The sequence below is a fragment of the Actinoplanes awajinensis subsp. mycoplanecinus genome (assembly GCF_001509495.1).
Taxonomy (GTDB): domain Bacteria; phylum Actinomycetota; class Actinomycetes; order Mycobacteriales; family Micromonosporaceae; genus Actinoplanes; species Actinoplanes palleronii.
The window spans coordinates 1-11,621 of the sequence record NZ_LLZH01000325.1 but is presented as its reverse complement, the minus strand read 5'-3'; the positions used below and the strand labels follow the sequence as shown (position 1 = coordinate 11,621).

Genomic DNA, 11,621 nt, shown 5'->3' with positions numbered 1-11,621 from the left:
ACGTGGCGGTCTGCGGCGCGTGCCCGCTGAACACGTCCGGGGTGAGCAACCAGTACGGGTCGGTGGTGTCCTTCGGCCGCCAGACGCCGCTGACCTTCCGGGCCAGCACCTTGCCGGTCCGGCGGTCCTCGAGTCGCAGCGTCTTCCCGCTGGTCAGGCCGAGCGCGGCGGCGGCCGGTTGGGCCAGCGCGACGTCACCGGTCCCGGCCGGCCAGGCGCCGGACACCAGCTCGGCGTGCTCGGGCAGCTCGTCGAGCTGGACCAGCGAGGCGTAGACGACACCCGACTGGTCCGGTACGGCGGTGCCACCGGCGCCCCGCACGGCCCAGCCGGAGCCGTACTTCGCGGCGCTCACCGGCGCCGGCGCGTACGCGTCGCGTACCGCCCGGTCCCGGGCCTGCGCGTCGGTGTCCAGCGCCCCGTGCACCAGGACCGCACGTTCGTCGGGGTCGGCGGCGGCGACCGCGGCACGGATGCCCTCGGCGGCCGAGGCGGTGGCGTACGCGGTCAGTCCCGCGAGCAGCAGCACCGCGGCCAGCATGACCGCTGCCGCCGCGGCCAGCAGCCCCCGAGCCACCGCCGCACGCCGGATGATCAGCGCCATCGGCGCCCCGGTTCGAGCATGCGGCGGATCTTGCCAGATGGGAACGGCGCACGGGTGCCCGCACCCCCACGCCGGGGCCGACCGCGTAGTTGAAGACCGGCACCTCGTAGTCGGCGTTGCCGTCCAGCACGCCGTCGAGGTGCTCGCGCGTGTAGAGGTAGAGGTTGGCGAACGCCGGCAGGCCCAGCTCCGGGTAGCACGACTCGTCGTTCAGCTCGGCGACGTAACAGGCCTGGTTCTCCGCGGTGTACGGCAGGTCCTGCTGATCCTCGGAGAGCCGGTTGCGCCAGCGCAGCTCGGACAGCTCCTCGGTGACCAGGTCCGGCTTGATGTACTGGGCGGACGCGTCGACGCCGGGCCAGCCCTCGTACGTGTTGCTGTCGAGGTTGATGCTCTTCGGCAGCGTGCCGCCGGTCAGCTCGACCGGGTAGAGCGGTGACGTGGTCATCAGCAGGTTCAGCGCGACGTACCGGGTGAGCTTGCTGAGGTCGCCGGCCAGCGCGGCCGGGTCGCGGAAGCCGCCCTTGACGTACTCCCAGGTCGGCGGCATCCGGTAGCCGGGAACGCCGTCGCCGTCCGCGTTGTCCACGTCGTAGTTCGAGGTCCAGGACTCCGGGCCGGCCGACAGGTCGTGGAACCAGACCCGCCGGGTCGCGCCCAGGCCGGTCTCCTCGTCGTCGGCGGTGGTGCCGCCCGGCGCGTCGATGGTGTTGTTGCCGGTGATGTCCAGGACGTTCTTCGCCTGGTCGTTGCACTCCTGCTGGTACGCGGTCAGCGGGGCCGGCGTGGCCAGCTTGCCGAGTTGCTTGAAGAAGGTGTCCTGGTACGCCTTGTTCGTGTAGGTCAGGCGGTAGTCGTAGGTGTAGCTGATGCCGAGCTTCTCGGTCACGCCGTAGCTGAGCCGGGACCGGACCACCGGCTCGTACTTCTCGGCCAGCCCGGCCAGAAACTTGTTCTTGTCCGCCTGAGCGGGCGTGTAGCCGAGGAAGACCACGTTGACCGGCACCTTCTCGGCCAGTCGGGGCTGTCCACCGGGATCGAGGCAGCCGAGCCGCGGCGCCGCGCCGACCGCGCCGGCGGGTCCCGCCGACGCCGCCACCAGGGCTACGACGAGCGTCGCGAGGAAAGGGGTACGCCATCTCATGTGGACCCGCTGCCATCCACCATCACCAATGGGAAGAGCCATTCGGGAACCGGGACGTTTCTACCGGGTTACACCCATCAGGCAAAGATGTTGACGGATGAACGACAGTCGGCCCGGACGGAATGGCCTTGTGGTCCTGATCATCCTGGTGAATGGTTCCCGCCATGCGAATCATCGAACGCCTCAAAGGGCGTGGCGCGAGGGTGCTGACCGCGGGGGTCATCACCCTGGGACTACTCGGCCCGGCCCTCGCCATCGGCGCCTCACCGGCCGCAGCGGTCCCGAGCGGGGTCAAGGTCGACATCGTGAAGAGCGCCTGTGTCGGCAAGAGCAGCACCGGCAAGCCGACCATCTCGTGGGTCGGTTCCGGCTTGCAGGTCCCGCTGAAGTCGGCCTACGTGAAGACCCGCGTGCAGGGCAAGCTTTTCGCCTGTTTCTGGAAGTACAAGTTCAGTGACCAGGACCGGAACTACGACTACTGGGGCGCCAGCGTCGAAACGTACTGGGTGCGCACCGACAAGAAGGGCAAGGCGTCCTACGCGGCCCTGGCCAACCACCAGATCTCCTCGAACAAGACCGCCCGGGGCGGCATCTTCGCCGGCACCAAGGACTACACCTCGAAGACCTCCTGCTCCCGGCAGATCGACGTCGGGGTGAGCATCGGCGCGTTCTCGGCGTCGACGCCGATCCAGGCCTGTTCCAGCTACAAGATGGACCAGGTCCGCGCGTCGAACACCGCGGGGTACTGGAAGATGCCGAAGATCGGCGGCTTCACCCACGTGGAGACCACCTACATGCAGAAGGTCAAGCAGGGCGTGAAGCCGACCTTCTCGATGAGCGCCAACTACCCGAAGTACGGCTACCACTGGTCGGACGGCGCGAGCCACTGGGTCCCGACGGTCAACCTGAAGACCATCTTCAAGAAGTTCTGATCCTTCTCCGGGAAGGCCGCCGCCGGGCTCCGGTGGCGGCCTTCCTGCCGTTCGGCGCACGCCGGGCACCGTTCACCGTCCACTGCAGACCGCACCGGAGTCATTGCTTAGGGTGTGCTTTGTGGACGAAACCGCTCTGAAGATCCGTGGACTGACCAAGACGTTCGGTACCTATCGAGCGGTGGATCAGGTTGATCTCACCGTGCGCTCGGGCACGTTCCACGGCATGGTCGGCCCGAACGGCGCCGGCAAATCGACCACGATCGGGATGACCGTCGGCCTGATCAGCCCGGACGCCGGGACGATCGACCTGCTCGGCGCGGACGCGCTCGCCGACCGGCCGCGCGCCCGGGCACTGACCGGGGTGCTGCCGGACGGCCTCGACTTCCCGGAACGGCTGACCGGCGCCGAGCTGCTGCGGTACTGCGCGGGCCTGCGGGGGATCCGCGACGCCGCCGCCCGGATCGGCGAGCTGATCGAGGTGCTCGGCCTGGTCAAGGGCGCCGCCACGCCGCTGGCCGACTGCTCCACCGGCACCCGCAAGAAGGTCGGCCTGGCCCAGGCGCTGCTGCACGCGCCGCGGCTGCTGGTGCTCGACGAGCCGTTCGAGGCGGTCGACCCGGTGTCGGCCGCGGCGATCCGCCGGGTGCTGCGCCGGTTCGTGGCCGGCGGTGGCACCACGGTCCTCTCCACCCACTCGATGCTGCTGGTCGAGCAGTTGTGCGACGACGTCACGGTGATCCACCAGGGCCGGGTGGTGGCCGCCGGGCCGGTCAGCGAGGTGGCCGGCGAGATCGGCCTCGAGGAACGCTTCGTCGAGCTCGTCGGCGCGGACGCCCCCGGCTCCGCCGACCTGTCCTGGCTGATCCCCGGATGACCGCGCCGAGCCTGGCGACACCGCCGTTCACGGCCGTCGCGACGCTGGTCCGGATGCGCGCGACGATGCTGCGGCGCGCGCTGCGCGAGAACCCCGCACCGATGGTGGCCGCGCTGGCCGGCGCGCTCGCGGCCGCGTGGCTGATCCGGTACGCGGTGACCGGCGACCGGCACACCCTCACCGTCCTGGCCGGGGCCTGGGTGCTCGGCTGGATCGTGCTCCCGCTGCTGCTCGGCGGGGTGCGTGGCCGCCTGCGCCCGGCCCAGCTGCGCCTGGAACCGATCACCACCGGGCCGATGACCACGGGTCTGCTGGCCGCCTCCGCGGTCGGCATCGGCCCGGTCGTCTCGCTGCTCGCCCTGTCCGCGCTCCCGGTGCACGCCGCCGTCCGGAACGGCGCCGGCCCGGCCGTGATCGCCGGGGCCGGCGCGCTGCTGCTCTGGCTGCTCGGCCTGGTCGGGTCGGCGGTGGCCCTGGAGGCCGTCGGCCGGGCCGCCGGACCGGTCGGCGCCGTGCTGACCGGCACCTTCACCGGCACGGTGATGGGCATCTCCGGGTCGGTGTGGGCGGTCGCCCCCTGGATCGGCCAGGTCCTGGTGACCGGCCCGCCGCCGTCGGCGATCACCGTGCTGCGGCGGGTGCCCAGCGACTGGCCGCTCGCTGCGGCCACCGCCGCACCGGGGCCGGCCACGGCTCTCCTGCTCGGGCTCACGCTGCTGGTCGGTGTGGGCGTCGCCGCGTACACGACCCTGGTCCGCCGGGTCCTCTCCGCCGGCGCGCCGTTCCTCCCGCGCCGCACCGACCGCACCCCGGCGCCCGCCGCGGTGGCCGCCGCGCCGGTCACCGAGCCGGCCGTCGTCGACGAGGACGACCTCACCCCGATCAGCCGGCCGATCTCGCCGGCCGCCCGCCCGGCCGAGGCCGCGGCGGTCATCCGCGGACCGGCCTGGGCGGAGCTGGACCGCCAGGACGCTGCCGAGATCGACCTGGTCACCCCGCCCGCACCGGCCCCGTTGAACGACACCACCCCCGAGCCCCCGGTTCCTCCGCCCGCCGCCGCGCCCGTCCCGGTCGTCCCGGCCGGGCTGCAGCGCGGCGCGGTGGTCGCGGTCCTGCACCGCGAGCTGCGCTCCTGGGCACGCCACCCGCTGCGCCTGCAGTACCTCACCTTCGCCGTCGTCTACGGCCTGCTGCTCGGCATGCTGCCGCTGCTGGCGCACGTCGACCTGCTCGCGCCCTGGGCCGGGCCGCTCGCCGTGCTGTGGGCGTCGGCGATGGCCGCGAGCCTGGTCGGTCTGGACGGCACCGCGCTGTGGATGCCGCTGCTCACCCCCGGCGGCGAGATCGCCGAGACCCGGGGCCGGGCCCTGGCCTGGCTGGTCGTCGCGCTGCCGATCGGCGTGCTGCTGACCGTCGCCGGCATCCTGGTCGCGCCGGGGGTCGACCCGCTGCCGGCGCTCGCCGTGCTGCCCGCCGTGCTGGCCGCCGGTGCGACCACCCCGGTCTGGGTGGCGCTGCTCCGGGTCCGCCCGGTCCGCGACGCCCGGCACCCGACCGCCGCCGACAACCCGACCGACATCGTCAGTGTCCTGCTCGCCCTGGCCGGGCCGCTGCTGGCCGCCGCGCCCGCGTTCGCCCTGGTGGTCTGGGGTCCGGACGGCCTGCGCCCGCTCGCCCCGGTCGCCGGGCTGATCGCCGGGCTCGCCGTCGGCCGGGGCGCACTGTGGCTGGCCGACGACCGGCTCGCCCGGCGCGGCACCGAGGTGCTGGCCGCGGCCGGCGACCGCAGCGCTCCGCCGCCGCCCGCGGTCCCGCTCACCTGGGATCCCCGGTGGTACCGGGAGAACCGCTCCACCGCCTGGGCGCTGGTGCTGCTGACAGCCGGCTGGATCCCGGTGCTCCCGCAGGGACTGCTGGTGCTGGTCCTGGACATCCGCGGCGGCTGGATCGTCGCGTCCCACCTGGCCGGCGGGGCCCGCACCGGGGTGGCGCTCGGCATGGTGGGACTGGGCGCCGCCATGCTGCTGACCGGGCTGGTGCTGTGGGGCCGGCGACCCTTGACGTAATTCTCTTCACCCCTGGGCCGAACGGGCGAATACCCCATCGGCTATCTGGCTGCTTTCGTACAGAAAAAGTCTGATATTCCCGTTTTTAGCGGCCGGAAACCTCGCAGCGAATAGGTCACCGGGAAAGGAACGGGAAAGGCCGAGGGCCGCATCCGTGACGGATGCGGCCCTCGGCCGAGAAGCGTTTCCTTGATCAGTTCTTCTTCCACGGGCCGTGACCCGGGCCGTGCCCACCAGGACCGTGACCACCCGGGCCACCGTGCGGTCCGCCGTGCGGGCCACCGTGGCCACCCTGCGGGCCGGCCCAGCCGTAGTAGACCTTCAGCGCCCACGAGCCCCGGCGGAAGCCGCCGCGGATCGGGAAGCAGTCGTGGTCCTCCCACTGGTCACGCCACTCGCCGGAGCGGCCGGCGCGCTCACAGGAGATCGGGCCGCGGTAGTAGCCGACGATCCGGCCGTCCCGGAACTTCGCCTTCGCACCGGACTGCGCCGCGGCCGGAGCCTTGGCGGCAGGCTGCGGCGCGGCGGACGACGCCGCGGCCGGGCCGGCACTGACGACGAGGCCGGCCGCGATGGCCAGCCCGGACATCGTGAACCCGCGCATCACCTTGTTCATGGATCACCATTTCCGTAAGAAAGATAATTTCGGACAAACTGATCATATGAGTCATATCGCTTTCGGCTAGGCGACACTCACGCACGATCGAGTGATGGCGAGAGGTGGCGAGAGTGTTGATGGCGCTAGATCAAATAAGCGTTCTTGCAGGTCATTACGTATTTATCAAGCGTCAAGCCATCCGGCGGACACTGAGTGCGAAAAGAATGACCGGAACGCGATCCTGCTTGGGGGCCGACCATCGCGGACCTGGACATGCGGGTGGCCCGGTGCTGACACGCACCGGGCCACGCGGATCGGGGTCGCCCCCGCGGATCAGACGGCGAGCGTCCGGCGGGCGCCGGGCCGCAGGTAGACCACCCAGGTCACCAGCACGCAGAGCGCGTAGAACCCGATGAACCCGAGGTACGCCGCGTCCGCGTCCTTGTAGGTCAGGAAGGACTGCCGGAAGGCCAGGTTGACCAGCACCCCGCCGACCGCGCCGACCGCACCGGCGATGCCGATCACCGCGCCCGAGATCCGCCGCGCCTGGTGGTCGTCGCCGGCGTACTTGGCCTTGAAGATCGCCGGGATCATCTTGTACGTCGAGCCGTTGCCCAGCCCGCTGAGCACGAACAGGCTGATGAACCCGGCGATGTAGAGCGGCAGCGACCGTTGCTGCGCCGCGACCAGCACCACCGACGCACCCACCGCCATCGCGATGAAGTTCACGAAGGTGACCCGGGCCCCGCCCAGCCGGTCGGCGAGCGCCCCGCCGACCGGGCGGATCAGCGAGCCGAGCAGCGGGCCGAGGAAGGTCAGGTACGCCGCCTTGATCGGGGTGTTGAACTGGTCGGCGAACTGCACCTGCAGCACCTGGCCGAACGCGAACCCGAACCCGATGAACGAGCCGAACGTGCCGATGTAGAGCAGCGACATCACCCAGGTGTGCGACTCCTTGACCGCGTCCCGCATGCCGCGCTTCTCGTTGCGGGCCTGGGACAGGTTGTCCATCCGCAGCGCCGAGCCGAGGGCGGCCAGCACGATCAGCGGGATGTAGACGCCGGCCACGTACCCGGGGTGCCCGGCGCCGGCCACCGCGAGCACGAACAGGCCGATCAGCTGCACCGCCGCGACGCCGAGGTTGCCGCCGCCGGCGTTGATGCCGAGCGCCCAGCCCTTGAGCCGGTTCGGGTAGAACGCGTTGATGTTCGCCATCGACGAGGCGAAGTTGCCACCGCCCACCCCGGCGGTGGCGGCCAGGATCAGCAGCGTCGTGTAGGACACTCCCGGCTCGATCAGGACCGCGGCCAGGACCGCCGGGATCAGCAGCAGCGACGCGCTCACGATGGTCCAGTTGCGGCCGCCGAACCGGGCCACCGCGAACGTGTACGGGATCCGCAGCCCGGCCCCGACCAGGGTCGGCACCGCGGTGAGCAGGAACTTCTGCGCCGGGTCGAAGCCGTACTGCGGTCCGAGGAAGAGCACCATCACCGACCACAGCGACCACACCGAGAAGCCGATGTGCTCGGAGAAGATCGAGAAGATCAGGTTGCGTTTGGCGATCGCCGACCCGCCGTTCGCCCAGAACGCGGGGTCCTCGGGCTTCCAGTCGTCGATCCAATGGCCTTTCAACCGGGCGGCTGCCGGGCGTTCTGCAACAGCGGTCATGTCACTCTCCGAGAAGGATGCGACCGTGGTCTTCCCGCACCGGGTAGACGCTGATCGGGGGTTGTCCGGACTTCGAGCACCCGGTGGTGAGATCCCAGGCGTTCAGGTGCAGGGGGCAGACGACGACCCGGTTGTCGATCTGGCCGTCGGCGAGCGGGCCACCCAGGTGCGGGCAGACCGCGGAGACCGCGCGCAGGGAGCCGTCCCGCAGCCGGAAGACCGCGATCATCTCGCCGTCCACGGTGTAGCTGCGCCCCTCACCGAGGGGAATGTCGTCGACGGGGCCGAGGGCGCTCATCCGCGCACCGGGACCTGGGGCAGCACGGTCAGCGGCAGCGAGGTGCGGAACTGGCCCGGTGTCGCCGGGTCACTGCGTTCCTTCCACGGATCCCGGTACGCCTGCACGGCCTGCTGGATCGCGGCGTCCAGGGCCAGGGCGATGCCGTCCGCGTCGTCCACCACGATCTCCCGGATCCGGTCGACGCCGATCCGCGGCACGAACGAGTACGTCCGCTCCAGCCAGTTGGCGTTCTCCCGGTAGTACTGCAGGAACCGGCCGGTCAGCGTGATCACTTCGTCGGCCGACGAGACCGTGGTGAGCAGGTCGCCCTTGCGGATGTGCGCGCCGGCCGCGCCGCCGACGTAGATCTCCCACTTGCCGCCGTCGATGGCGACGACACCCACGTCCTTGACGTACGACTCGGCGCAGTTGCGCGGGCACCCGGAGACCGCGAGCTTCATCTTGCCGGGGCCCTCGAGCCCCTGGTACCGCTCCTCGAGCGCGATGCCCAGCGCGGTGGAGTCACCCACCCCGAACCGGCAGAAGTCCGAGCCGACACAGGTCTTCACGGTGCGGAAGCTCTTCGCGTACGCGTACCCGGACGGCATGTCCAGGTCGGCCCACATCGCCGGGAGCTTCTCCTTCGGCACCCCGAGCAGGTCGATCCGCTGGCCGCCGGTGAGCTTGACCATCGGCACGTCGTACTTCTCGGCCACCTCGGCGATCTTGCGGAGCTGGCCCGGGGTGGTGACGCCGCCCTTCATCTGCGGCACCACCGAGAACGTGCCGTCGCGCTGGATGTTCGCGTGCACCCGGTCGTTGATGAACCGGGCGTCGCGCTCGTCGACGTACTCGTCGGCCCACATCATCTTGAGCAACGACGCGAGGCCCATCTTGCTCTTCGCGTCGTGGGTGCCGCCCGGGACGAGCTTCTCGAACACCGAGGAGACGCTGGTCAGCCGGTACTTGCGGATCGCCACCATCAGCTCGGGCTTGGGCATCGGCACGCCGGGGACGTACCACGAGGCGGCCGGGTCCTCCTCGGCCTCGCCGCCGTTCGCCCACTCGACGATCCGCTGCACCAGCGGCTTGCAGGTGCCGCAGCCCTTACCGGCCCGGGTCGCGTCCATGACACCGCTGACCGTCCTGCACCCGCCGGTCACGACGCCGCAGATGGCGCCCTTGCTGACCCCGTTGCAGTTGCAGACCTGGACGTCGTCCGGCATGTCCGCGGGCGACTCCTCGACCGCACCACCGATGTCGAAGATCAGCTCGGCGCGCTCGTCGGGCAGCGGCAGGCCCCGGTCGAACGCCTGGATCAGCGCCGCGGCCTTCCGGTTGTCACCGACCAGGGTCGCGCCGACCAGCACGTTGTCCCGGATGATCAGTTGCTTGTAGATGCCCTTGCGGGGCTCGTTGTAGACGATCACCTCGTCCTCGTCGGTCTCCGGCTCGCGCAGACCCATCGAGGCGACGTCGATCCCGGCCACCTTGAGCTTCGTCGAGACCCGGGAGCCCTCGTAGGCCACGCCGGTCGTGCCGGTGATGTGGTCGGCGAGCACCTTGGCCTGGTCCCAGAGCGGGGCGACCAGGCCGTACAGGTCGCCGCGGTGCTGGGCGCACTCCCCGACCGCGTAGACGTCCTCGTGCCCGGCCACCCGCATCTGGTCGTCGACCACGATGCCGCGTTCGACGGACAGTCCGCTGTCGGCGGCCATCGCCGTGTTCGGCCGGATGCCGGCCGCGACCACCACGACGTCACACTCGATGACCGTTCCGTCGCCCAGCTTCACCCCGGTGACCCGGTCCTTGCCGAGGATCTCGCTGGTCATCGCGTTGACGATCACGTCGATGCCGAGCTTGTTCTCGACGCTGCCCTTCAACATCTCACCGGCGCGCTCGTCGAGCTGGGTGTTCATCAGGTGGCCCATGGCGTGCAGCAGGGTCACGTGGCTGACGTGGCTCTGCAGGCCGCGGGCCGCCTCCAGGCCGAGCAGGCCGCCGCCGATCACCACCGCGCGTTCGTGGTCGCGGGCGTACCGGATCATGCCGCGCGTGTCGTCGAGCGTCCGGAAGGCGAAGACACCCTGGTGGTAGCCCCGGCCCGGCCGGTGGATGCCCTTGATCGGCGGGACCCAGGCGTGACTGCCGGTCGCGATGATCAGCTTGTCGTAGCGGGTGCCGTTGCCCTCGGCGTCGTAGACGGTCCGCGCCGCGGCGTCGATCCGCTCGATCCGGGTACCGGTGTTCAGCGTGATGCCGTTCTCCCGGTACCAGGCCAGGTCGTTGAGGAAGATCCCGTCCTCGGTCTCCACCCCGGCCAGCAGGTTGGAGAGCATGATCCGGTTGTAGTTGCCGTACGGCTCGTCACCGAACATCGTCACGGCGTAGTCCCCGTTGCGGGCGAGGATCTCCTCGACCGTGCGGGCTCCCGCCATGCCGTTCCCGATCACGACAAGTTTCTGAGTCACTGCGCTCGGTCCCTCCTGTGTTGAGAGGAACCTTGCCGGGCTGCCGTTTCCCGATCCGACCACTTACCGTGACACTGCTGTTCGCAAATCCCTACAACCGGCTACCGGCCGTTGTGAGGCGCATGGCGTCGAATCGTTGCAGCACCAGGTCCGCGACCGCGGGGTCGTGGCACAGCGGCGGCGTCACCGAGTCCGCGCCGGCATCGCCCAGCGAGCGGTAGAACAGGCCGTCGGCCAGCAGATACGCCGCGATCGCGATCCGTTCGGCACCGTCCGCCCGCAGCTGGGCGACCACGTCCGGGACGCGCGGCCCGCTGCCCGAGACGTAGCCGACCCGGCCACCCAGTCGCGCGGCGACACCCTCCACATCGGCCCGCCACCCCGCGTCCGAGGAACCGGCGGCGGCCAGCACGACCGCGTCGGCGGCGGGCAGGTTCCGGGTCAGGCTCGCCAGCAGGACCGGGTCCGGGCCGAGCGGCGCGGTCACCGGGATGCCGGTGCCCGCGACGGCCTCGGCGATGTCCACCCGGACGTGATAACCGCAGGAGAGCAGCAGCGGAACGACAACGGCGTCCGGCGTGGTGGGGACGATCGCGGCGACCTTGGGTTCCTGCACGTCGACGTAGCAGAGGCGGACGTCGAGGCCCGGCCGCCGACGGGCCACCGCGGCGGCGAGTTCCTGCAGCTGGCGGCACCCGTTCGCGGAACGGGTGCCGTGCGCGACAGCGATCAAGGTGGTCACGGGGTCTCCTCACGGAAGATCAAGATCAAAAGATTTTTGTCGTGCGTCCGCCGGGGTCCGGATCGTCGCTCCCGCCGGGACCCCGGCGGGTTTCGCAGGCCGCTGGCGCGTCCCGAACGCGAAACCCTCCGGGGCGACGTCCGCGGGTGGTTGCGGAAAAACCCCTGGCAGCGCCGTCGCCGATGACGGTCACCACATCCACAGTCAGCCGCCGTACACAGCCCCCCAAACCCCCACCC

The 11,621-nt window shown here is 70.8% G+C and carries 9 protein-coding genes; 3 read left to right on the top strand and 6 right to left on the bottom strand.

From position 1 onward, the window contains the following. Positions 1–194: 194 nt before the first annotated feature. Complete coding sequence (locus tag ADL15_RS56925; protein WP_338025616.1) at positions 195–1,748, bottom strand: hypothetical protein; 1,554 nt, start codon at positions 1,746–1,748, stop codon at positions 195–197. A 164-nt stretch (positions 1,749–1,912) separates the two neighbouring features. Between ADL15_RS56925 and ADL15_RS44485 the strand changes: the two genes are divergently transcribed. The 3 genes from ADL15_RS44485 to ADL15_RS44475 all read left to right on the top strand — a co-directional run bounded on the left by ADL15_RS44485 (position 1,913) and on the right by ADL15_RS44475 (position 5,623). Continuing rightward, positions 1,913–2,680 (top strand): hypothetical protein, encoded by a 768-nt coding sequence (locus ADL15_RS44485; RefSeq protein WP_157441978.1) that lies wholly within the window; start codon positions 1,913–1,915, stop codon positions 2,678–2,680. 121 nt (positions 2,681–2,801) lie between these two features. After that, on the top strand, positions 2,802–3,557 hold the full coding sequence (locus ADL15_RS44480; protein WP_067705589.1) for an ABC transporter ATP-binding protein: 756 nt from the start codon (positions 2,802–2,804) through the stop codon (positions 3,555–3,557). Continuing rightward, a complete protein-coding gene (locus ADL15_RS44475) occupies positions 3,554–5,623 on the top strand; it encodes a hypothetical protein (protein ID WP_067705586.1) in 2,070 nt (689 codons plus the stop codon). Before ADL15_RS44480 ends, ADL15_RS44475 begins: the two co-directional genes overlap by 4 nt. A gap of 193 nt (positions 5,624–5,816) precedes the next feature. Here the strand turns inward: ADL15_RS44475 and ADL15_RS44470 are convergent, their stop codons facing one another. The 5 genes from ADL15_RS44470 to ADL15_RS44450 form a co-directional block, all read right to left on the bottom strand. Continuing rightward, positions 5,817–6,239: a hypothetical protein gene (locus ADL15_RS44470; RefSeq protein WP_067705584.1), complete on the bottom strand. Its 423-nt coding sequence runs from the start codon at positions 6,237–6,239 to the stop codon at positions 5,817–5,819. Between the two features lie 315 nt (positions 6,240–6,554). Next, the gene (locus ADL15_RS44465; RefSeq protein ID WP_067705582.1) at positions 6,555–7,889 is read right to left on the bottom strand and encodes an MFS transporter; all 1,335 of its coding nucleotides are present in this window, start codon (positions 7,887–7,889) and stop codon (positions 6,555–6,557) included. Position 7,890: 1 nt separating this feature from the next. Next, positions 7,891–8,187, bottom strand: a complete 297-nt coding sequence (locus ADL15_RS44460; RefSeq protein ID WP_067705580.1) for a Rieske (2Fe-2S) protein — start codon at positions 8,185–8,187, stop codon at positions 7,891–7,893. Further along, positions 8,184–10,640 (bottom strand): nitrite reductase large subunit NirB, encoded by a 2,457-nt coding sequence (gene nirB, locus ADL15_RS44455; protein ID WP_067705578.1) that lies wholly within the window; start codon positions 10,638–10,640, stop codon positions 8,184–8,186. Before nirB ends, ADL15_RS44460 begins: the two co-directional genes overlap by 4 nt. Before the next feature lie 91 nt (positions 10,641–10,731). Beyond that, positions 10,732–11,382: a sirohydrochlorin chelatase gene (locus tag ADL15_RS44450; RefSeq protein WP_067705576.1), complete on the bottom strand. Its 651-nt coding sequence runs from the start codon at positions 11,380–11,382 to the stop codon at positions 10,732–10,734. Positions 11,383–11,621 lie beyond the last annotated feature (239 nt).